The organism is Bradyrhizobium sp. CCGE-LA001, assembly GCF_000296215.2.
Classification (GTDB): Bacteria; Pseudomonadota; Alphaproteobacteria; order Rhizobiales; family Xanthobacteraceae; genus Bradyrhizobium.
Genome location: NZ_CP013949.1, coordinates 403472 through 426218, shown reverse-complemented (window position 1 = coordinate 426218; position 22747 = coordinate 403472). Strand labels below are relative to the sequence as shown.

The window sequence follows — 22747 nt, the reverse complement described above, 5'->3', positions numbered from 1 at the left end:
ACCGGGGAGATCGGCGGAGAGCCGACTGGCACGGCAGCACCTTAGTTGATCGGGCCCACCGTGAACGGGCCGATTGCGATGACATGGCAATCGCTGTCGCGCTTGGCGCAGTCAGCGAGCGCGGTGCTGACAGCGGTCTGCTCGTCGGCGGCCTTCAGGCCGAGGCCCGGCCGGCCTGCGGTGCCGACCGCGACGGCATTCCAGCCCATGGCGTCACCAAGCTTGCGCATGACCTCGGCGCGCGCATCCGCGACGATCGAGGCGTTGGCGGCGGCATTGAAGAAGCCGGTGATCCTGAACAGGGTCGGGATCGGCACGACGAAATTGTCGTCGACCGCGACGACAAGGCAAGCGACGCCGGCGATGGCGCCGCAGGATCCAGAGAGCGGCGAGCCGCGTCGTCCGCAGATGCGGCGCCCATCACCATGAAATACTGGCCGCCCGGCCCAAGCGCGACCGAGCGCGATTTCGCCGCCGGCACGAAGATGTTCTCGAGCCTGACCTTCTGGGGATCGCGCACCATCGGAAAGTCCTTCGACACGAACGGCCGCTCGGTCATGGCATCGCGTCGCACGAAAGGCTGCGGCGGCATCGGCGGCTTGCCGTGCGCGTAGACGACGGTGTTGCCGACTGCGTAGAGCTCGCAGCGCCGCGGCGATTGGGCGGCATCGGCCCGCTTCTGGCATTGCTCGACCGCCATGCGGCGCGCGGCGTCCTCGCTCGGCTGGTTCAGCGCCGAGCCGGTGAAGCCGCCGACATTGAGGGCGAAAGCCTTGTAGTCGCCGGAGGTGGCATAATCATCGGCGAGGAAGTTGCGCACGCGCTCGTTGATGAAGGGCACGCTGTCTGCCGAGAATTTGCCGGCCATCGGCGCGACGGATTGTGACGGTGCCGGCATCGGCGCCATCGCAGCGCCGGCATTCGCGGGAGCCATCGGCGTCATCGGCGCCTTCGCCATTTGCGTCGGCATCGGGCTCGGAGGCACGCTCGGTGTTGCGGCCGGTGTCGCCACAACGGTCGCGGTCTGCTTCAGCTTGGTGTTGTAGAGAAAGCCGCTGACGCCGATCGCGACGATCGACACCACGGCAACCACCAGCGGCCACATCCACACCGACGCAGCGGCGAGCTTTGCGTCGGCCCTCTTCGGCTGCGGCTTGGCATAGCTGCCGTCCTCGCGCCGCATCGCCACCATGTAGGCGTGCACGGGGGTCGGGATGTTCTTGACCTCCTGCGCGCCGATATCGGCGAACTGCACCGAGAGCTTGTTGGCGACCTGCTCGTGCACGGCGCGCGAGACGCAGATGCCGCCGACCTCGGCGAGCCCTTCCAGCCGCGCCGCGATGTTGACGCCGTCGCCGAGGAGATCGCCGTTGCGCTCGACGACGTCGCCGATGGTGATGCCGATGCGAAACGACATCTGCCGGCTCGGCGGATAGGCCAGGTTGCGGGTTCGCAGGCTTTCCTGGATGTCGATCGCGCAACGCACCGCATCGACCGCGCTCGGAAATTCCGCGAGCACGGCATCACCCGCCGTGTTGAAGATGCGTCCGCCGGCCTTGGCGATGAAATCGTCGACGACCTCGCGATAGGAGGCCAGACGCCGCAGCGTCTCCTCCTCGTCTTCCGCGACCAGTCTCGAATAGCCGGCAATATCGGCTGCGAAAATCGCTGCGATCTTGCGTTTCATCTGCGCCCGCCCCGGAACAATCCGCGAGGCAGAATGCCGCCATCGCAAGCGCGGTGCAACAAAGTTCAGCGCCCGTCACTTTCGTGACGAGCGCTGAATTCATTCGGAAGGGTCGAGCTTGAGCCCCGGAGCGATGCCCCGGGGCTTAGTGCATAGCCGTCGCGTTGAGCTGATGCTGGATGCTCTTGAAGTGGTCGAGCCGCTCGATGGCCTGATCGAGTTCGGAGCCTTCGTGCTCCTTCAGATTCTCTTCCATTTCCGCGATCGTCTCGGCGAACTGCGCACGATCGAGCTCGGCCAACGACGTCGCGACGTCGGCGAGCACGGTCAGGCCGCTTTCGGAGACCTCGGCGAGACCGCCGAGCACGATGATCTTCTCGTGGCGGCCGCCGGTGGTGATGGTGAGAATGCCGGGCCGGATCGCAGCCACGAACGGCGCATGCCCTGCCAGGACGCCGAAATCGCCTTCGACGCCGGGGATGTCGACCTGATCGACCTCACCCGAGAAGGCGAGCTTTTCCGGAGAGACGAGATCGAAATGGAAGGTGGCCATTGAGAACCTGCGAATGGTGAGTAGCGAACGGGCGAGTGGCGAGTAGCGAATGGCGAATAGATTCTATTCGCCACTCCCTATTCGCTATTCGCCAGCTTAGGCTGCCTCGGCAGCCAGCTTCTTGCCCTTCTCGACGGCTTCTTCGATGGTGCCGACCATGTAGAAGGCGGCTTCCGGCAGGTGGTCGTACTTGCCTTCCACGAGGCCCTTGAAGCCCTTGATGGTGTCGGCGAGGTCGACGAACTTGCCCGGCGAACCCGTGAAGATTTCGGCGACGTGGAACGGCTGCGACATGAAGCGCTCGACCTTGCGGGCGCGGGCCACGGTCAGCTTGTCCTCTTCCGAAAGCTCGTCCATGCCGAGAATGGCGATGATGTCCTGGAGCGCCTTGTAGCGTTGCAGCACCTGCTGGACCTGACGGGCGACAGCGTAGTGCTCCTCACCGACGACCAGCGGGGAGAGCATGCGCGAGGTCGAGTCGAGCGGGTCCACCGCCGGGTAGATGCCCTTTTCGGCGATCGAGCGCGACAGCGTGGTGGTCGCGTCGAGATGCGCGAACGAGGTCGCCGGCGCCGGGTCGGTCAAGTCGTCGGCGGGAACGTAGATCGCCTGAACCGAGGTGATCGAGCCCTTCTGCGTGGTGGTGATGCGCTCCTGCAGCGCGCCCATGTCGGTGGCGAGCGTCGGCTGATAACCCACCGCCGAAGGAATACGGCCGAGCAGCGCCGACACTTCCGAGCCGGCCTGGGTGAAGCGGAAGATGTTGTCGACGAAGAACAGCACGTCCTGGCCCTTGTCGCGGAAGTCTTCCGCGATGGTCAGACCCGTGAGCGCGACGCGGGCGCGGGCGCCCGGCGGCTCGTTCATCTGGCCGAACACCAGCGCGCACTTCGACTTCACGCTCGGATCCGGATTGTGCGGATCGGCGTTGACCTTGGACTCGATGAACTCGTGATAGAGGTCGTTGCCCTCGCGGGTCCGCTCGCCGACGCCGGCGAACACGGAGTAACCGCCATGCGCCTTCGCGACGTTGTTGATCAGCTCCTGAATCAGCACGGTCTTGCCGACGCCGGCGCCACCGAACAGGCCGATCTTGCCGCCCTTGGCGTAGGGAGCCAAGAGGTCGACGACCTTGATGCCGGTGACGAGAATTTCGGCTTCGGTCGACTGGTCGGTGTAGGTCGGCGCTTCCTGGTGGATCGCGCGCAGGTCGTCCGATTTGACCGGGCCGGCTTCGTCGATCGGCTCGCCGATGACGTTGATGATGCGGCCGAGCGTGCCTTCACCGACGGGCACGCGGATCGGAGCGCCGGTGTCGGTCACTTCCTGGCCGCGGACCAGACCCTCGGTGGTGTCCATCGCGATGGTGCGGACCGTGGACTCGCCGAGATGCTGGGCGACTTCGAGCACCAGGCGGTTGCCGCCGTTCTTGGTCTCGAGCGAATTGAGAATGGCCGGGAGGTGGCCTTCGAACTGCACGTCGACGACGGCGCCGATGACCTGGGTGACGCGACCGACCTGGGCTGCCATTGAATGTCTCCTTCGATCCGAACTTCTAGACCACGGTCAATCTGACCGGGATGTTGCGTGTGATGGGTGTTGAAGCGCCTTGGTCAGACGGCCTCGGCACCCGAGATGATTTCGATCAGTTCCTTGGTGATCTGCGCCTGACGGGTGCGGTTGTAGACCAGCGTCTGCTTGCGGATCATTTCACCGGCGTTGCGCGTCGCGTTGTCCATCGCGCTCATCTGTGCGCCGTAGAACGAGGCGTTGTTCTCGAGCAGCGCGCGGAAGATCTGGACCGCGAGGTTGCGCGGCAGAAGACGCGTGAGGATCTCGTCCTCTTCCGGCTCGTATTCATAAGACGTCGTGTTGGCGGCACCGCCCTCTTCGACGACCAGCGGGATGACCTGCTGGGCGGTCGGGATCTGCGCGATCACCGATTTGAAGCGCGCAAAGAACAGCGTGCAGATGTCGAACTCGCCGTTGTCGAACCGCGCCAGAACCTTCTTGGCGATCTCCTCGGCGTTGACGAAGCCGAGCTGGCGGACGCTGCGCAGGTCCATGTGCTCGACGATCTGCTTGTCGAACTGGCGGCGGAGCTGCTCGTAGCCCTTGCGGCCGACGCAGAAGAACTTCACTTCCTTGCCCTGCGCCATCAGCGCCAGGGCGCGCTCGCGCGCCAGGCGCACGATCGAGGAGTTGAAGGCGCCGGACAGGCCGCGCTCGCCGGTGCAGACCAGCAGCAGATGCACCTGATCCCGGCCGGTGCCGGCCAGCAGCACCGGCGCGCCGGGCGATCCGACGGCTGCGCTGGCGATGTTGGAGATCACCGCGGTCATCTTGTCGGCATAGGGACGCGCCGCTTCCGCGGCGGTCTGCGCGCGGCGCAGCTTGGAGGCCGCGACCATCTGCATGGCCTTGGTGATCTTTTGCGTCGCCTTGGTGGAGGCGATGCGGACGCGCATGTCTTTAAGTGACGCCATTCTTCGTCCCCGACGGTTCGATCCCTCGGATCAAGCCGTTAGCCTATCTCAGTCGTCATGCCCGGGCTCGTCCCGGGCATCCACGTCTTCGTCTCACGCAGCGCACGTGGACGGCCGGGCGGAGCCCGGCCATCACGGCGTTCTTACGAGAAGCCCTTCGCGAAGCCTTCGACCACCGACTTCAGCTTGGCAGCGGTATCGTCGGAGAGATCGCGGCTGTCGCGGATCGAGTTGAGGATGTCGACATGCTTGCCGCGCAGCAGCGAGAGCAGGCCGTCCTCGAACGCGCGCACCTTGTTGAGCGGAAGCGGATCGAGATAGCCGTTGGTGCCGGCCCAGATCACGCAGACCTGCTCTTCCATCTTCAGCGGCGAGAACTGCGGCTGCTTGAGCAGCTCGGTCAGACGCGAGCCGCGGTTGAGCAGGCGCTGGGTCGAGGCGTCGAGGTCGGAGCCGAACTGCGCGAACGCCGCCATTTCGCGGTACTGCGCGAGCTCGCCCTTGATCTTGCCGGCGACCTTCTTGGTGGCCTTGGTCTGCGCCGACGAACCGACGCGCGACACCGACAGACCGACGTTCACGGCCGGACGGATGCCCTGGAAGAACAGGTCGGTTTCCAGGAAGATCTGGCCGTCGGTGATCGAGATGACGTTGGTCGGAATGTAGGCCGACACGTCGTTGGCCTGGGTTTCGATGACCGGCAGCGCCGTCAGCGAGCCCGAGCCCATGTCCTTGTTCAGCTTCGCCGCGCGCTCGAGCAGGCGGGAGTGCAGATAGAACACGTCGCCCGGATAGGCTTCGCGGCCCGGCGGGCGGCGCAGCAGCAGCGACATCTGGCGGTAGGCGACGGCCTGCTTGGACAGATCGTCATAGATGATGACCGCGTGCATGCCGTTGTCGCGGAAGTACTCGCCCATGGTGCAGCCGGTGAAGGGCGCGATGTACTGCATCGGCGCCGGATCCGAGGCGGTGGCGGCGACGACGATCGAGTATTCGAGCGCGCCCTGCTCTTCCAGCACCTTCACGAACTGGGCGACGGTGGAACGCTTCTGGCCGACCGCGACGTAGACGCAGTACAGCTTGATGTTCTCGTCCGGCTGCGCGTTGAGCGGCTTCTGGTTCAGGATGGTGTCGAGCGCGATCGCGGTCTTGCCGGTCTGACGGTCGCCGATGATCAGCTCGCGCTGGCCGCGGCCGATCGGGATCAGGGCGTCGATCGCCTTGAGGCCGGTCGCCATCGGCTCGTTCACCGACTTGCGCGGAATGATGCCGGGCGCCTTGACGTCGACGCGCATGCGCTTCTCGGCCTGGATCGGACCCTTGCCGTCGATGGGGTTGCCGAGCGCGTCGACGACGCGGCCGAGCAGGCCCTTGCCGACCGGCGCGTCCACGATGGCGCGGGTGCGCTTGACGGTCTGGCCTTCCTTGATCTCGCGGTCGGCACCGAAAATGACGACGCCGACATTGTCGGTTTCGAGGTTCAGCGCCATGCCGCGGGTGCCGTTCTCGAACTCGACCATTTCACCGGCCTGGACGTTGTCCAGACCGTAGACGCGGGCGATACCGTCGCCGACGGACAGCACCTGTCCGACTTCGGAGACTTCAGCTTCCTGGCCGAAATTCTTGATCTGGTCCTTGAGGATCGCGGAAATTTCCGCGGCGCGGATGTCCATCAGCCTGCCTCTTTCATCGCGTGCTTGATCGAATTGAGTTTGGTGCGAAGCGAACCATCCACCATGCGGCTGCCCAGCTTGACGACGAGGCCACCGATGATCGAGGGATCGACTTTCACGTTCAGCGCGACGTCCTTGCCGGTCACCGACTTCAGGGCAACCTTGAGGGCGTCGAGATTCTTGTCGGAGAGCGCTTCCGCCACCGTGACGTCGGCCGTCGTCTCGCCTTTGAACTTGGCGACGAGGATGCGGTAGTCGCGGACGATGTCGGCCACCGCAAACAAGCGGCGATTGGCGGTCAGCACTTTGAGGAAGTTGGCGGAGATGCCGGCGATGCCCGCCTTGTCCAGCACGGCCGTCAGCGCCTTGGACTGGGCGTCGGCGGCGAACACCGGGCTGCGGACGAGGCGCTTCAGATCGGCGCTTTCGCTCAGCAAGGCATCGAATTTATCCAGATCGGCTTTGACCTCGTCGACCACTTTCTGGTCGCGAGCCAGCTCGAACAAGGCCGTTGCATAACGGCCGGACACACCGGAAACGGACGTATCTTCTGCAGCCACAGACGCGCTCTTTTTGCTGTCAAACTCGCAAGGGAAAAACCGTCGCCACGAAGCGGCGCCTAGCGATCCAAGCCCTTGGAATTCAAGCGGGACTTCGATTTCCGGCCAGCACGGGAGGTGCCGGGCTCGTTAAAATCGCGGCTTTGCTAACATAGCGGGTGCGCAGGTGCAACATGACGCCAAATTAAAGGCATCGGGTTCTGTCGCCAGTTCGTCGCAGTTCGAGACGACACGAGGGGACCTGCCACGTCACGGAATTGCCGAGAGCCTGGTCAGCACCGCGGCGTTTCGTTCCTGCCCCCAGCGCATAGCCGCCATGAACACGGATCGCTGAGGCGTGAATCCGGCACTGCGAGTTCCACACATCGAATACTTACTCAATTCTAAACAGCGGCCGCCAAGACTTCGCTTTACAATAATAGAAAGTATTCGTGAGGTTAATAAATCGTTAAAGCCGAAGATTTCGAACTTAACGCTGAATATCGGCTGCCGGTAACAAGATGTTTCAAGGCGACACAGAGCAGATTTACTGCCCAATTCACGCCTCATTAGGAATCGAAACGCGGTCCCGCTCACAAACTGATGGGGGCTCCACTTGCCACACATGTGGCAATACTAGCTAGGGACTGATAAATGCTGTCTTTGAAGACGCTGGGCTCTGTGACCCGGCCCCGCACGGCGATTGCTTTCGTTGCCGCAACTCTCCTTATCGGTGGAACTGCCACCGAGGCTTCCGCCAAATCCAGGCATCACCGTCACCACCATCATCACCGCCACCACGCCCAGGTCGACACCAACGCGACCTCCGATTGGCGTAACGCCAATGCGTCGATGACGCCGACCGCAGGCACCGGCCGCAGCTTCTCCGGGGTCGCCTCCTTCTATGGCAACGAGTCCGGCAGCAAGACTGCCTCGGGCCAGCGCTTCAACCAGAACGCCATGACCGCCGCGCACCGTTCGCTGCCGTTCGGCACCAAGCTGCGCGTCACCCATGGCGGCCAAAGCGTCGTCGTCACCATCAATGACCGCGGCCCGTTCATTCGCGGCCGTGTGCTCGACCTCTCCACGGGTGCCGCCCGCGCCATCGGCCTCACCAGTCGCGGCGTCGGCCGCGTCACCGCGGAAGTCATCTAAGGCGCTCTTCCAGCGCCTTCCTTCGCGCAGTTTTCATCAGTTTGATGCGCGCATGAAGCAAGCCCGCGGTCTTGGGGGACCGCGGGCTTTTTTTGTTCGGCCGTTTCGTAGACCGGATGGAGCGAAGCGTAATTCGGGATCTTCGTGCGCGGATCGACTTGCCCCGGATTGCGCTTCGCTCCATCCGGGCTACAGGCGTTGTTTGGCTCCGTCATTGCGTGGAGAGAGTGTGCGCAACCCTACAAGAAGCTCTGCGGATCGACGTCCACTTCGAGCTTCAGATTGCCCGTGGTCTTCGGGCACGCCGCGAGCCAGTTGCGCAAGTACTCGGACAGATCGAAGCCGCGCGCCGATTTGACCAGGATGCGAAAGCGGTAGCGGCCCTTGATCACCGCGAGCGGCGCCTCTGCCGGGCCGAGCACCACCACGCGCTCGTCGCGCGGCGCCAGCGTCACCAGCTTACGGCCGAAACCTTCCGCGGTCGGGCGATCGCCGGCGGAGATGATCAGGCTCGCGAGCCGGCCGAACGGCGGATAGAGCGTCTTCTCGCGCAGATCGATCTCGCTGTCATAGAAAGCCTCGCGGTCGCAGGCGATCAGCGCCTTCATCACGGGATGGTCGGGCTGATGGGTCTGGAGATAGCCGACGCCGCGGCCCTGCTCGCGCCCGGCGCGGCCGATCACCTGGTTGAGCAATTGCCAGGTGCGCTCCGCCGCGCGCGGGTCGCCGTTGCTAAGGCCGAGATCCGCGTCGACCACGCCGACCAGATTGAGCCGCGGAAAATTGTGGCCCTTGGCGACCAGCTGCGTGCCGATGATGATGTCGACCCGGCCCTCCGCGATTTCGGCAAGCTCGCTTCGCATCGTCTCGACCGAGGTGATGAGATCGCTCGACAGCACCATGGTGCGCGCCTCCGGGAACAGCGCCGCCGCCTCCTCCTGCAGGCGTTCGACGCCGGGCCCGACCGCGACCAGCGATTCCTCCGCCGAGCAGTGCGGGCAGAGATGCGGGCGCGGCATCGAGAAGCCGCAATGATGACAGACGAGGCGCTGGCGAAAGCGATGATCGACCAGCCAGGCATCGCAGATGGTGCAGGCAAAGCGATGGCCGCAGGCGCGGCACAGGGTCAGCGGCGCATAGCCGCGGCGATTGAGGAACAATAGCGCCTGCTCGCGCCGCTCGATCGCAGTCTTGATCTCGCCCGCAAGCCGCGGCGAGATGAAGCGGCCGCGCGCGGGCGGCTCGCGGCGCAGATCGATCGCCTCGATATGCGGCATGTGCTGGCCGCCGAACCGCGAGGGCAGCGCAATGCGCTGATAGCGGTTCTTGCGCGCATTGACCTCGGATTCGACCGAGGGCGTGGCGGAGGCCAGCACGATCGGAATCTTGGCGATATGCGCGCGCACCACTGCCATGTCGCGGGCGTGATAATGCACGCCCTCGTCCTGCTTGTAGGCCTGATCGTGCTCCTCATCGACCACGATGAGGCCGAGATTGGCGTAAGGGAGAAACAGCGCCGAGCGCGCGCCGACGACGACGGGCGCGGTGCCTGTTGAGATCGCCGCCCAGTTGCGCGCGCGGGTGCGCGGCGTCAGCTCCGAATGCCACTCGATCGGCCGCACGCCGAAACGTTGCGCGAAACGGTCGAGGAACTGGCCGGTCAGCGCGATCTCCGGCATCAGGATCAGCGATTGCTTGCCGCGGCGGATCGTTTCCGCAACGGCCTCGAAATAGACCTCGGTCTTGCCCGAGCCGGTGACGCCGTCGAGCAGCGCGACGTGGAAGGTGCCGTTGGCCGCGAGCGCGCGCATCGCATCGACGCCGGCACGTTGCAGCGGCGAAAAATCCGGGCGACCGAACTCCGGATCGGGGGCGGGCGGCGGCGCCGGCGGCGGCATCGCCTCGACCGTGAGCGTGCCCTCGTCGACGAGGCCGTCGATCACGCCCGTGGAGACGCCGGCCTCCTTGGCGGCCTCGGACTTGCCGTGCAGCAGCCGGTCCGACAGCACCGCGATCACGCGCTGGCGCGCCGGTGTCAGGCGCTTGGGGGGATCGCCGACCAGGCGCACGCCAGGACGGACCCGCTCGGGCCCGAGATTGTCGCCCATGCGCAGGCACATGCGCAGCACCATGCCGCGCGGGCTCAGCGTGTAATTGGCGACCCAGTCCACCACCGAACGCAGCTCGGGCTTGAGCGGCGGGACGTCGAGCTTCTCGCTGACCTCCTTGAGGCGGTTGTGCAGGCGCGGATCGGGATTGGCGTTCTCGCCCCAGACCACGGCCAGCACCTCGCGGGGGCCGAGCGGCACGCCGACGAGATCGCCGGCCTTGAGCTCCATGCCGCGCGGGATCTTGTAGGAATAGGTCTGGTCGAGCGCGATCGGCACCAGCACGTCGACCATGCGGGTCGCGTTGGCGGAAGGGGTCGTGCTGCGCGACGAATGGTCCATCAACAGTCTTTGGAAGGGAGAATCGGAACCTGGCGTGTCAAGGCTAGCGCCCCGGGGCGGCCTTAGCGAACAGTAAACGGGTGTGATGCGATATACTGAGCGGAATCAATCCGTCCAGAGCGCATGAGCAAAGCCGCCGCACCTCACATCGAGCTCGCCAGCGCCGATCCCTCGATTGCGCAGGAGATGGCGCGCTGGCTGTCGCATCTCGGCGCCGAGCGGCGGCTGTCGCCGAAGACGCTGGAGGCCTATGGCCGCGACCTGCGGCAATGCCTGGATTTCCTTTGCAGCCATTGGGGCGAGCGCGTGACGCTGGCACGGTTCGCGGCGCTGGAGGCGACCGACGTGCGCGCCTTCATGGCGATGCGCAGGGCCGACGACATTGCCGGCCGCAGCCTGATGCGCGCGCTGGCCGGCTTACGATCATTCGGACGATTTCTGGAGCGGGAGGGCAAAGGCAAGGTCGGCGCGCTCTCCGCGATCCGCGCGCCCAAGGTTGCCAAGTCGCTGCCGAAGCCGTTGCCGATGGCATCAGCCAAACGCCTTGCCGATGCCGACGAGCGCGCCGGCGAGGAACGCGAGACCTGGATCCTGGCGCGCGACGCCGCGGTGATGGCGCTGCTGTATGGCTCGGGCCTGCGCATCTCCGAAGCGCTCGGCCTGAAGCGGCGCGAGGTCCCGCGGCCCGGCGAAGGCGACGTGCTGATCGTGACCGGCAAGGGCAACAAGGCGCGCATGGTGCCTGTGCTCCAGAACGTGCTGGAGCTGGTGCAGGAGTACGTTGCGATGTGTCCGTATCCGCTGCCCGCGGATGGGCCCATCTTCGTCGGCGCGCGCGGCGGCCCCTTGAGCCCGCGCATCATTCAGCTCGCGATGGAGCGGCTGCGCGGTGCCCTCGGCCTCCCCGACAGCGCCACGCCGCACGCGCTTCGTCATTCCTTCGCCACGCATCTGCTCTCGCGCGGCGGCGATTTGCGCGCGATCCAGGAGCTGCTCGGCCATTCCTCGCTCTCGACCACGCAGGTCTATACCGGCATCGATTCCGAGCGGTTGCTCGAAGTGTATGCGAGCGCGCATCCGCGGCGTTGAATAGCCGCTGAATCCTGACATGAAGCTGTCACAACGTGTGTGCCTCTTGCGCGGCAGCCGCGGTTCGGTCAATCGTTGCGGAACCGACCAAGAGGGAAATCATGAGCGCACATGAAAGCATGGAGCATGCCGAGCACGCCGAACACGCGTCCGGCTCGAACAAGAAGATCGCGCTTCTGATTGCCGTTCTGGCGCTATTTCTGGCGATCTCGGAGACGCTCGGCAAAGGTGCCCAGACCGAATCGATCAGCAAGAACGTCGAGGCTGCCAATCTCTGGGCGTTCTTCCAGGCCAAGAGCATCCGCCGCACCGTGGTGCTGACCGCGGCCGAGCAGGGCAAGCTGACGTTGGGCGGCACGAGCGACGACGCCATGAAGGCGGCGGTGCAGAAGCAGGTCGACGACTGGACCAAGACCGCGCAGCGCTACCGCTCCGAGCCCGAGACCGGCGAAGGCACCGAGCAGCTCGCGGACAAGGCCAAGCACGCCGAGCACGCGCGCGACGAGGCGACCGCGAAATACCATCATTTCGAGCTGGCCTCGGCCGCCTTCCAGATCGGCATCGTGCTGGCGTCGGCGACCATCATCACCGGTATGCTGGCGCTCGCCTATGTCAGCGGCGTGCTGACGGTCGCCGGCCTGATCATGACCGCGCTCGGCCTGTGGTGGCCGCATCTGTTGCATTTGCATTGAGGGTGATGCGGACAAACCCGCGTCCGCCACACAGACAGTGTCATGCCCCGCGAAGGCGGGGCATCCAGTACGCCGCGACACCTCGGTTCCAGCCTCGCTGCCTCTCGAATACTGGATTGCCCGCCTTCGCGGGCAATGACAGCGAGTATGAGGCGATGACAGTGTACAAGCGGCGGGACTACCGCGCCTGGTGCACGCTCTTCCTGAAGCGCTGGATCAGACGCAGCGTGCGTGACGACCAGCCTTCGCCGTCCCCAGCGATCAGCTCCCGGATGCGCCGCTTGATCGGGTCGACCAGCGCGGCAGCCTTGGCGCGCACCTTCAGCACCAGATCATAGATCCGCTCGAACCAACGCATCTCCAGCAGCTTGGCGCGCGTCACGTCGAACACGAAGGCGGTGACGCCGACGCCGACCAGCTTACCGAACACGATCGTAAAGAACGCACCGGTCCAGTATTCGTGCGCGAGCAGCCACAGGCCGACGAGCTTGAGCGGAAACAGCGGAATGACCGGGACCGCGAACACAAGCAGCGTCATGGCCGGCGACAGCGAATCGACGCGCTCCGTCAGCCATTGCTTGAAGCGCGCCAGCGGGATGGCTGCGACGACCTTGGCAACGATCGGCTCGAGATGGTCCCACAGCCAGGCTTCGATCAGGAAGACGATCGCCAGCAGGACCCAGAGTGGTTGAAGAAGGCGGCGCAGCATATGTTTCCCGTCCGCTTCCGTGCTGGGCGCGTCGTTACATATGGATGGCCCGCTTGCCCACCGCAAGCGCGGCTTCCTTGACGGCTTCCGAGCGGGTCGGATGCGCGTGGCAGGTGCGCGCGAGATCTTCCGCACTGCCGCCAAACTCCATGAGAACGCAAGCTTCGTGGATCATTTCGCCGGCTTCGCGGCCGATAATGTGCACGCCGAGCACGCGATCGGTCTTCGCATCCGCGAGAATCTTCACGAAGCCGTCAGTGGTCTGGTTGACCTTGGAACGGCCATTGGCGGTGAACGGAAACTTTCCGACCGTGTAAGCCACACCCGCCTGCTTGAGTTCCTCCTCGGTCTTGCCGACGGAGGAGACTTCCGGCGTGGTATACACGACGCCTGGAATGACATCGTAATTCACGTGGCCAGCTTGTCCCGCGATGATCTCGGCGACTGCAACGCCTTCGTCCTCGGCCTTGTGCGCAAGCATAGGGCCTGCAACGACGTCGCCGATGGCATAGACGCCCTTCAGGCTGGTGGCGAAATGCGGATCGATCTGCACGCGACCACGCGCGTCGAGCGCAACGCCGGCTTCCTTCAACCCGAGCCCGTCGGTGTAGGGCACGCGGCCGATGCAGACGAGGACGACGTCGGCTTCCAATGTCTCCGCCGTGCCGCCGGCGGCGGGCTCGACCGTCGCCTTCAGCGTCTTGCCGGAGGTGTCGACGCCGGTGACCTTGGCGCCGAGCTTGAACGCAAAGCCTTGTTTCTCAAGGATGCGCTGGAATTGCTTGGCGATCTCGCCGTCCATGCCGGGCAGGATGCGGTCGAGGAATTCGACCACGACGACTTCGGCGCCGAGGCGCTTCCACACCGAGCCGAGTTCGAGACCGATCACGCCGGCGCCGACGATCAGCAGCTTGCCGGGGACCTTGTCCAGCGACAGCGCGCCGGTCGACGACACGACACGCTTCTCGTCGATCTCGATGCCCTTGAGGCGCGCGATGTCGGAGCCGGTAGCGATGACGATGTTCTTGGTCTCGACCACCTGCGACTTGCCGTCGGCGGAGACTTCGACCTTGCCGGCGCCCAGGATCTTGCCGGTGCCCTTGAGCACGTCGATCTTGTTCTTCTTCATCAGGAACTCGACGCCCTTGACGTTGCCGTCGATGCCCTGCTGCTTGAAGTTCATCATCGCCGGCAGTTCGAGCTTCGGCGCGGACACGCTCACGCCCATCTTGGCGAAGGAATGACCGGCTTCCTCGAACATCTCGGAGGCGTGCAGCAGCGCCTTCGACGGCATGCAGCCGACATTGAGGCAAGTGCCGCCGAGGGTTGCGTTCTTTTCGACCACGGCGACTTTCATGCCGAGCTGGGCTGCGCGCACCGCGCAGACATAACCGCCCGGTCCGGTGCCGATGACGACGAGATCGTAGGTAGCCATGAGAGAAAGTCCCGTGAGGTTAGGCGTGATGAGGATGTGTCAGCGTCCGCCGGTGCGTCAGCGTCCGCCGGACACATCGAGAGTGGCTGCGGTGATGTAGGAGGCCTCGTCCGACATCAGCCAGAGGATGGCATTGGCGATCTCGTCGGCGGTACCAACGCGCTTCATCGGCACCATATGAGCCAGACGGTGGTGCCGGTCGGGCTCGCCGCCCGAAGCGTGAATTTCAGTGTCGATCAGGCCGGGGCGAATGCCCGCGACGCGAATGCCTTCGTTTGCGAGCTCGTAGCCGAGGCCGGTGGTGAAGGAATCGATCGCGCCCTTGGACGCGGCATAATCGACATAGGTGTTGGGTGCACCTAACTTGGCCGCAACCGACGACAGATTGACGATGACGCCACCCTTGCCGCCATGCTTGGTCGACATCCGCTTCACCGCTTCGCGCGCGCAAAGGATCGAGCCGGTGACGTTGACCGCCAGCACGCGCTGGATGCGCTCGGCCGACATCTCGTCGACGCGGACGCCGCTGGTGCCGACGATGCCGCCATTGTTGACGAGCGCGCCGAGGGTGCCGAACTTGTCGGCTTCCTTGAACAGGTCGATGATGTCGCGTTCCTCGGCGACATCGCATTTCACCGCGACGGCCTTGCCGTTGCTGGCCTCGATCTGCGCGACGACCTCGTCGGCCGCCTTCTTGTTGCTGGCATAGCCGACCACGACACGGTAGCCGCGCGCGGCCGCTGCAATCGCGGTCGCGCGGCCAATGCCACGGCTGCCGCCGGTGATGACAACGACTTTATCGGTCACATCAATCCCTACGAGTTCGAGCGCACTACGACGTCTTGCCCTCAAGAGCTGCCAAGCGATCCAGCACGGACTTGTCCGTGAGGCTCACCAGATGGAACAGAATGAAGGGCGTGAGAAACGGAATCAGGCACCAAGCGGCAAAGCCGACCCCCTTACCTTTTCTTCGACTGATCGGAATCGCGAAGAAGAAAAAGATAAGGGTGGTCAGCAGGAACGGCACCACGGAGATGAGCGCATGCGCAAGCGACGGCTCCCCCATCGTCGCCTCCCTCAGAGATCGAGCACGAGGCGCGCCGGATCTTCCAGGCTCTCCTTGACGCGAACCAGGAAGGTGACGGCTTCCTTGCCGTCGATGACGCGGTGATCGTAGGACAGCGCCAGATACATCATCGGGCGGACCTCGATCTTGCCGCCGATCACCATCGGCCGCTCCTGGATCTTGTGCATGCCGAGGATGCCGGACTGCGGCGCGTTCAGGATCGGAGTCGACATCAGCGAGCCGTAGATGCCGCCATTGGTGATGGTGAAGGTGCCGCCCTGCATCTCGTCGATCTTGAGCTGGCCGTCGCGGGCGCGGCGGCCGAAATCGGCGATGCCCTTCTCGATGTCGGAGATCGACTTGTGGTCGCAGTCGCGGACGACAGGCACGACGAGACCCTTGTCGGTGCCGACGGCGACGCCGATGTGGTAATAGTTCTTGTAGATCAGATCACTGCCGTCGATCTCGGCGTTGACCGCCGGAATGTCCTTCAGCGCCTGCACGACGGCTTTGGTGAAGAATCCCATGAAGCCCAGCTTGGCGCCGTGCTTCTTCTCGAACGCGTCCTTGTAATGCGCCCGCAGCGCCATGACGTTGGTCATGTCGACCTCGTTGAAGGTCGTGAGCATGGCCGCGGTGTTCTGCACGTCCTTGAGGCGGCGGGCGATGGTCTGGCGCAGGCGGGTCATCTTGACGCGCTCTTCGCGGGCAGCGTCATCGGCCGGCGACGGCGCACGCACCTGCACGGCGGCAGCGGGCTGGTTGACCGGGGTCGGCGCCGAGGCCGCGCGCTCGATCGCAGCTAACATGTCGCCCTTGGTGACGCGGCCATCCTTGCCGGAGCCCGGAACGGTCGAGGCATCGACGCCGCTCTCGGCGGAGAGCTTGCGCACGGACGGAGCAAGGGGCGCGTCAGCGGGCGGCGCCTTCGCAGCAGCCGGGGCCGGCGCGGCAGCCGCAGCTTGTGCCGGAGCAGCGGCTGGCTTGGCGGGAGCCGCAGCGGGCTTGGTCGCGCCGGCACCATCGGTGATCTGGCCGAGCAGCGCGCCGACCGCGACGGTGGCGCCATCGGCGGCGATGATCTCGCTCAGCGTGCCCGCGGAGGGCGCGGGGACTTCGATGGTGACCTTGTCGGTTTCGAGCTCCACCAAGGGCTCGTCGACGGCGACGGGATCGCCGGCCTTCTTGAACCAGCGGCCGATAGTGGCCTCGGTGACGGATTCGCCGAGCGTCGGCACACGAATTTCAGTCATGGTCTTTGTCCTTAGGGATCGCAGTCGCGGTCATGAATTCATACGTCATTGCCCGCCTTGTGCGCACTTGCGCACTGGGGCGGGGCAATCCAGTACTCCGTGACTTTCGTGATAAAACGAAAAGCCGAAGAGTACTGGATGCCCCGCCTTCGCGGGGCATGACAGCGTCAAAAACTTCTCAGCTCAGTGCTTCGTCCAGGAACGCCTTCAACTGCGCCTGATGCTTGGACATCAGACCCGTGGCGGTCGCGGCGGAAGCGGCGCGGCCGACATAGCGCGGACGCCGGCTCGCGCCGTTCACCTGGTTCAGCACCCATTCCAGATAGGGCTCGATGAAGTGCCAGGCGCCCATGTTGCGGGGCTCTTCCTGGCACCACACCATCTCGGCCTTCTTGAAGCGCGACAGCTCGGCCACCAGCGCCTTCAGCGGCACCGGATAGAGCTGCTCGACGCGCATCAGATAGATGTCGTCGATGCCGCGCTTCTCGCGCTCCTCGTAGAGGTCGTAATAGACCTTACCGGAGCACAGCACGATGCGACGCACCTTCTCGTCGGGGACGAGCTTGATCGCCTCGTTCGGCAGCATCTGCGCGTCATCATAGAGGATGCGGTGGAAGGTCGTGTCCTTGGCGAGCTCGTCGAGGCGCGACACGGCGCGCTTGTGACGCAGCAGCGACTTCGGCGTCATCACGATCAGCGGCTTGCGGATCTCGCGATGCAGCTGCCGGCGCAGCACGTGGAAGTAGTTCGCCGGCGTGGTCGGATAGACCACCTGCATGTTGTCTTCCGCGCACATCTGCAGGAAACGCTCGAGGCGCGCCGAGGAGTGCTCCGGTCCCTGGCCCTCATAGCCGTGCGGCAGGAGGCAGACGAGACCGGACATGCGCAGCCATTTGCGCTCGCCCGAGGAGATGAACTGGTCGAACACGACCTGCGCGCCGTTGGCGAAGTCGCCGAACTGGGCTTCCCACAAGGTCAGCGTGTTCGGCTCGGCGAGCGAATAGCCGTATTCGAAGCCGAGCACGGCCTCTTCCGACAGCAGCGAGTTGATGACCTCGTAATGGCCCTGCTCGTGACCGAGATGGTTGAACGGCGTGTAGCGGCTCTCGTCCTCCTGGTCGATCAGGACCGAATGGCGCTGCGAGAAGGTGCCGCGCTCCGAATCCTGTCCGGACAGGCGGACATGGTGGTTTTCGTTGAGCAGCGTGCAGAACGCCAGCGCTTCGCCGGTCGCCCAGTCGATGCCGTTGCCGCTCTCGATCGCCTTCGAGCGGTTCTCCAGGAAGCGCTGGATGGTGCGGTGGACGCGGAAGCCGTCCGGCACCTTGGTGATCTTGCGGCCGATGTCCTTCAGGATCGGCAGGTCGACGCCGGTGACGCCGCGGCGCGCGTCCTCTTCCTGGTCAGCGATCTTGAAGCCGGACCACTTGCCGTCGAGCCAGTCGGCCTTGTTCGGCTTGTAGGAGGTGCCGGCCTCGAACTCGGCATCGAGCCGCGCGCGCCAGTCGGCCTTCAGCTTGTCGACCTCACCCTCGGTGACCACGCCTTCGGCGATCAGGCGCTTGGAGTAGAGAGTGAGGGTCGAGGGATGGGCCGCGATCCGCTTGTACATCACGGGCTGGGTGAACGCCGGCTCGTCGCCCTCATTGTGGCCGTAGCGGCGATAACACCACATGTCGATGACGACCGGCTTGTGGAACTTCTGCCGGAACTCGATCGCGACCTTGGCGGCAAACACGACGGCTTCCGGATCGTCGCCATTCACGTGGAAGATCGGCGCGTCGATCATCTTCGCGACGTCCGACGGGTACGGCGACGAACGCGAATAGCGCGGATAGGTGGTGAAGCCGATCTGGTTGTTGACGATGAAGTGCACGGAGCCGCCGGTGCGGTAGCCCTTCAGATCCGACAGGCCGAAGCACTCCGCAACCACGCCCTGGCCGGCGAACGCGGCGTCGCCGTGCATCAAGAGCGGCATCACGGAGATGCGCATGTCCGGGGGATCACCGTGCTGGTCCTGCTTGGCGCGGACCTTGCCGAGCACCACGGGATCGACGATCTCGAGATGCGAGGGGTTCGCGGTCAGCGACAGATGGATGCGGTTGCCGTCGAACTCGCGGTCCGAGGAGGCGCCGAGGTGATACTTGACGTCACCGGAGCCTTCGACCGCGTCGGGATTGGCCGAGCCGCCCTTGAACTCGTGGAACAGTGCGCGGTGCGCCTTGCCCATCACCTGGGTCAGCACGTTGAGGCGGCCACGATGCGGCATGCCCAGCACGATTTCCTTCACGCCGAGATTGCCGCCGCGCTTGATGATCTGCTCCAGCGCCGGGATCAGTGCTTCACCACCGTCGAGGCCGAAGCGCTTGGTGCCGGTGAACTTGGTGTCGCAGAATTTCTCGAAGCCTTCGGCCTCGACCAGCTTCATCAGGATGGCGCGACGGCCTTCGCGGGTGAACGAGATCTCCTTATCGGGTCCTTCGATGCGCTCTTGGATCCAGGCCTTCTGCGCGGCATTGCTGATATGCATGAACTCGACGCCGAGCGTCTGGCAGTAGGTGCGCTCGCAGATCGCGGTGATCTCACGCAGCGTGCCGTATTCGAGGCCGAGCACGTGGTCGAGGAAGATCTTGCGGTCGAAATCGGCCTCAACGAAGCCGTAGGTGCGCGGATCGAGCTCTTCGCGGTTGCGCTGGGCTTCGATGCCGAGCGGATCGAGCTTGGCGTGGAAGTGGCCGCGCATGCGGTAGGAGCGGATCAGCATCAGGGCGCGGACGGAGTCGCGCGTCGCCTGCAGCAAATCGGCGGAGGAGAGCCCCGCCCCCTTGGCCTGCGCCTTGGCGGCGATCTTGCCGCCGACCGCCTTCTCGACCTCGGCCCAATTGCCGTCGAGGGCGGAGGTGAGGTCATCCTGCCGGGTCAGCGGCCAGTTGTCGCGCTCCCAGGACGGGCCCTCGGCATTCTTCCGGACGTCACCGGGCTGGTCGTTCAGGCTCTTGAAGAACTCCTGCCACTCGGCGTCGACCGAGGACGGGTCCTTCTCGTAGCGGGCGTAGATTTCGTCGATGTAGGTGGCGTTGGTGCCCTGCAAAAAGGAGGAGAGGGCAAAGGCTGCGTTCGCGTCTTGGCGAGACATACTTGAGTTCCTGGCGATTTCGGTTCGCGCATAACAAACGGCGCTGGCGTCGGGCTCCCCGGCAGAGGCCCGACGCGATTGGCACCATTTACCCTATTTGCTGCGAAACTTCGCCCGGAAAAGCACGAAGAAGTGAATTAGCCCTTCAACTTTTCGGCAAGCGTATGGCCGAGGCGCGCCGGCGACGGAGACACCGTGATTCCAGCCGATTTCATCGCCTCGGTCTTGGAACCGGCATCGCCCTTGCCGCCCGAGATGATCGCGCCGGCATGGCCCATGCGGCGGCCGGGAGGTGCGGTAACACCGGCGATGAAGCCGACCATCGGCTTCTTGCGGCCGCGCTTGGCCTCGTCCTTGAGGAACTGGGCGGCGTCCTCCTCGGCGGAACCGCCGATCTCGCCGATCATGATGATGGATTCGGTCTTGGGGTCGGCCAGCAGCATTTCGAGGACGTCGATGAATTCGGTTCCCTTGACCGGGTCGCCGCCGATGCCCACCGCGGTGGTCTGGCCAAGGCCTTCCTGGGAGGTCTGGAATACGGCTTCATAGGTGAGCGTGCCAGAGCGGGAGACGATGCCGACCGAGCCGGTCTTGAAGATGTTGGCGGGCATGATGCCGATCTTGCACTCGCCGGCGGTCATGACGCCCGGGCAGTTCGGCCCGATCAGGCGCGACTTGGAGCCGAGCAGCGAGCGCTTGACGCGCACCATGTCGACGACAGGAATGCCCTCGGTGATGCAGACGATCAGCGGGATCTCGGCGTCGATGGCTTCGCAGATCGCGTCCGCCGCGCCCGGCGGCGGCACGTAGATCACCGATGCGTCGGCGCCGGTCTTCTCACGCGCCTCGCGCACGGTGTCGAACACCGGCAGGCCCAGATGCGTCGCGCCGCCTTTGCCGGGCGAAGTGCCGCCGACCATCTTGGTGCCGTAGGCAATCGCGGCCTCCGAGTGGAAGGTGCCGTTCTTGCCGGTGAAGCCCTGGCAGATGACCTTGGTGTTCTTGTCGATCAGGATGGACATGAGATCTGCTTTCGCGAACTAACGAGTGAGAGGTCAGTGGATGCGGCGGTAGACGCCGGTGAGCACGTCGGCCCAGCCTTCCGCGTCCGGCGAGAACTGGATCTTCAACGAATAGGAATTGTCGTCGATGATCTCGTAGACGTGGCGCGCATTGCCGCGGAGCGAGCCGCGCACCAGCGTCAGGGTCTTGCCGACCCAGCCGCCGGAGGCGGGCGAGGGCGGCGTGTAGCCGAGCGAGTCGTACCAGAACAATTTGTAGGTCCGGTCGTCGCGGTCGAAGGTGAAGATGCCGTGGGTGGCGAAGACCTGCTTGCCGTCGCGCATCTGGACGCTGTCCTGGATCAGATAGAACCCGTTCAGGTCCATGCGCGCGACGGTACGCGATGTGGCCGGCCCGCCCGCCGTCCAGCGCGACGGGAAGACCACCTCTTCGCCATCCCATTCGCCGGCGAACGCGGAAAGACGCGCGTGCTCGGGGAGCGGAGATGATGCGGCGAGATGGTCCTGGGCCATGGCCTTAGCCTCCCTTGACGGCCTTCACGATCTTCTGCGCGGCGTCGTCGAGATTGTCGGCGGGCACCACGTTGAGGCCGGATTCACGGATTATCTTCTTGCCGAGCTCGACATTGGTGCCTTCGAGGCGGACCACCAGGGGCACGCTGAGGCCGACTTCACGAACCGCAGCGGTGACGCCTTCGGCGATGACGTCGCACTTCATGATGCCGCCGAAGATGTTGACCAGGATGCCCTTCACGTTGGGATCGGCGGTGATGATCTTGAAGGCGGCCGCGACCTTTTCCTTGCTGGCGCTGCCGCCGACGTCGAGGAAGTTCGCCGGCGCCATGCCGTAGAGCTTGATGATGTCCATCGTCGCCATGGCAAGACCGGCGCCGTTGACCATGCAGCCGATATTGCCGTCGAGCGTGACGTAGTTGAGGTCGTACTTGGACGCCTCGATTTCCTTGGCGTCTTCCTCGGTCTCGTCGCGCAGCGCGAGCACCTCGGGATGGCGGAACAGCGCGTTGTCGTCGAACGACACTTTGGCGTCGAGCACGCGGAGCTGGCCCTGCTTGGTCACGACCAGCGGGTTGATCTCCAGCATCGACATGTCCTTGGCGATGAATGCCGCATAGAGCTGCGCGGTGAGCTTTTCCGCCTGCTTGGCGAGATCACCGGAGAGCTTGAGCGCATTCGCAACCGTGCGGCCGTGATGGCCCATGATGCCGGTGGCGGGATCCACCGAGAACGTGACGATCTTCTCGGGCGTGTTGTGCGCGACGTCCTCGATGTTGACGCCGCCTTCGGTCGAGACGACGAAGGAGACGCGGGACGTCTCACGGTCGACCAGGATCGAGAGGTAGAACTCCTTGTCGATGTCGGAGCCGTCCTCGATGTAGAGACGGTTGACCTGCTTGCCGGCAGGGCCGGTCTGCACGGTCACCAGCGTCGCGCCCAGCATCTGCTTGGCGAATTCGGTGACCTCAGCGGCCGACTTGGCGATGCGGACGCCGCCCTTGTCGCCGGCCGAGGCTTCCTTGAACTTGCCCTTGCCGCGGCCGCCGGCATGGATCTGGCTCTTCACCACATAGATCGGGCCGGGGAGCGCCTTGGCGGCGGCCTCGGCGTCGGCGGGCTGGAGGACCGGCACACCCTTGGAGATCGGCACGCCGAACTCACCCAGCAGCGCTTTGGCCTGATATTCATGGATATTCATATGGTCGCTCCCTGAACCCGCGGGCGGTGACCTCAAGGGCCCACCTCAGTCTTGTGGCTGGCATACCATATACCACAGGAACTGCAAC

General features: G+C 64.7%; 18 protein-coding genes and 1 pseudogene. 3 read left to right on the top strand and 16 right to left on the bottom strand.

What is annotated here, in order from left to right; translation table 11 throughout:
• Window positions 1–41: 41 nt before the first annotated feature.
• The 6 genes and pseudogenes from BCCGELA001_RS02030 to BCCGELA001_RS02005 all read right to left on the bottom strand — a co-directional run bounded on the left by BCCGELA001_RS02030 (window position 42) and on the right by BCCGELA001_RS02005 (window position 6959).
• Window positions 42–1687: pseudogene (locus BCCGELA001_RS02030) on the bottom strand (adenylate/guanylate cyclase domain-containing protein).
• A gap of 145 nt (window positions 1688–1832) precedes the next feature.
• Window positions 1833–2240, bottom strand: a complete 408-nt coding sequence (locus tag BCCGELA001_RS02025) for a F0F1 ATP synthase subunit epsilon (protein WP_008538868.1) — start codon at window positions 2238–2240, stop codon at window positions 1833–1835.
• A gap of 96 nt (window positions 2241–2336) precedes the next feature.
• The gene (atpD, locus tag BCCGELA001_RS02020; RefSeq protein WP_060734501.1) at window positions 2337–3770 is read right to left on the bottom strand and encodes a F0F1 ATP synthase subunit beta; all 1434 of its coding nucleotides are present in this window, start codon (window positions 3768–3770) and stop codon (window positions 2337–2339) included.
• 83 nt (window positions 3771–3853) lie between these two features.
• The gene (locus tag BCCGELA001_RS02015; RefSeq protein WP_008538882.1) at window positions 3854–4726 is read right to left on the bottom strand and encodes a F0F1 ATP synthase subunit gamma; all 873 of its coding nucleotides are present in this window, start codon (window positions 4724–4726) and stop codon (window positions 3854–3856) included.
• 143 nt (window positions 4727–4869) lie between these two features.
• Entirely contained in the window at window positions 4870–6399 is a 1530-nt protein-coding gene (atpA, locus tag BCCGELA001_RS02010; RefSeq protein ID WP_060734500.1) for a F0F1 ATP synthase subunit alpha, read from the bottom strand.
• The gene (locus BCCGELA001_RS02005; protein ID WP_008538894.1) at window positions 6399–6959 is read right to left on the bottom strand and encodes a F0F1 ATP synthase subunit delta; all 561 of its coding nucleotides are present in this window, start codon (window positions 6957–6959) and stop codon (window positions 6399–6401) included. The genes atpA and BCCGELA001_RS02005 overlap by 1 nt, the downstream gene beginning before the upstream one ends.
• 633 nt (window positions 6960–7592) lie before the next feature.
• On the opposite strand from BCCGELA001_RS02005, the gene BCCGELA001_RS02000 reads away from it, so the two are divergent.
• On the top strand, window positions 7593–8093 hold the full coding sequence (locus BCCGELA001_RS02000; RefSeq protein ID WP_060734499.1) for a septal ring lytic transglycosylase RlpA family protein: 501 nt from the start codon (window positions 7593–7595) through the stop codon (window positions 8091–8093).
• 239 nt (window positions 8094–8332) lie between these two features.
• Here the strand turns inward: BCCGELA001_RS02000 and BCCGELA001_RS01995 are convergent, their stop codons facing one another.
• The gene (locus BCCGELA001_RS01995; protein WP_008538902.1) at window positions 8333–10543 is read right to left on the bottom strand and encodes a primosomal protein N'; all 2211 of its coding nucleotides are present in this window, start codon (window positions 10541–10543) and stop codon (window positions 8333–8335) included.
• 123 nt (window positions 10544–10666) lie between these two features.
• Between BCCGELA001_RS01995 and BCCGELA001_RS01990 the strand changes: the two genes are divergently transcribed.
• Window positions 10667–11632 carry a tyrosine recombinase XerC gene (locus BCCGELA001_RS01990; RefSeq protein WP_060734498.1) on the top strand — a complete coding sequence of 322 codons (966 nt, stop codon included), beginning with the start codon at window positions 10667–10669 and terminating at the stop codon, window positions 11630–11632.
• 101 nt (window positions 11633–11733) lie between these two features.
• Entirely contained in the window at window positions 11734–12324 is a 591-nt protein-coding gene (locus tag BCCGELA001_RS01985) for a DUF4337 domain-containing protein (protein WP_008566449.1), read from the top strand.
• Window positions 12325–12502: 178 nt separating this feature from the next.
• On the opposite strand, the gene BCCGELA001_RS01980 is transcribed toward BCCGELA001_RS01985, so the two are convergent.
• The 9 genes from BCCGELA001_RS01980 to sucC all read right to left on the bottom strand — a co-directional run bounded on the left by BCCGELA001_RS01980 (window position 12503) and on the right by sucC (window position 22659).
• Entirely contained in the window at window positions 12503–13033 is a 531-nt protein-coding gene (locus tag BCCGELA001_RS01980; RefSeq protein ID WP_008538915.1) for a hypothetical protein, read from the bottom strand.
• A gap of 34 nt (window positions 13034–13067) precedes the next feature.
• The gene (gene lpdA / locus BCCGELA001_RS01975; RefSeq protein ID WP_060734497.1) at window positions 13068–14468 is read right to left on the bottom strand and encodes a dihydrolipoyl dehydrogenase; all 1401 of its coding nucleotides are present in this window, start codon (window positions 14466–14468) and stop codon (window positions 13068–13070) included.
• A 57-nt stretch (window positions 14469–14525) separates the two neighbouring features.
• Window positions 14526–15275, bottom strand: a complete 750-nt coding sequence (locus tag BCCGELA001_RS01970; protein WP_060734496.1) for an SDR family oxidoreductase — start codon at window positions 15273–15275, stop codon at window positions 14526–14528.
• 25 nt (window positions 15276–15300) lie between these two features.
• The gene (locus tag BCCGELA001_RS01965) at window positions 15301–15534 is read right to left on the bottom strand and encodes a hypothetical protein (protein WP_008538925.1); all 234 of its coding nucleotides are present in this window, start codon (window positions 15532–15534) and stop codon (window positions 15301–15303) included.
• Between the two features lie 11 nt (window positions 15535–15545).
• The gene (odhB, locus tag BCCGELA001_RS01960) at window positions 15546–16787 is read right to left on the bottom strand and encodes a 2-oxoglutarate dehydrogenase complex dihydrolipoyllysine-residue succinyltransferase (RefSeq protein ID WP_060734495.1); all 1242 of its coding nucleotides are present in this window, start codon (window positions 16785–16787) and stop codon (window positions 15546–15548) included.
• A 178-nt stretch (window positions 16788–16965) separates the two neighbouring features.
• A complete protein-coding gene (locus tag BCCGELA001_RS01955; RefSeq protein ID WP_060734494.1) occupies window positions 16966–19923 on the bottom strand; it encodes a 2-oxoglutarate dehydrogenase E1 component in 2958 nt (985 codons plus the stop codon).
• A gap of 137 nt (window positions 19924–20060) precedes the next feature.
• Window positions 20061–20945: a succinate--CoA ligase subunit alpha gene (gene sucD / locus BCCGELA001_RS01950; RefSeq protein WP_008538936.1), complete on the bottom strand. Its 885-nt coding sequence runs from the start codon at window positions 20943–20945 to the stop codon at window positions 20061–20063.
• A 33-nt stretch (window positions 20946–20978) separates the two neighbouring features.
• Window positions 20979–21458: a DUF1579 family protein gene (locus BCCGELA001_RS01945; protein ID WP_008538937.1), complete on the bottom strand. Its 480-nt coding sequence runs from the start codon at window positions 21456–21458 to the stop codon at window positions 20979–20981.
• Between the two features lie 4 nt (window positions 21459–21462).
• Entirely contained in the window at window positions 21463–22659 is a 1197-nt protein-coding gene (gene sucC, locus BCCGELA001_RS01940; protein ID WP_008538940.1) for an ADP-forming succinate--CoA ligase subunit beta, read from the bottom strand.
• Between the last annotated feature and the right edge of the window lie 88 nt (window positions 22660–22747).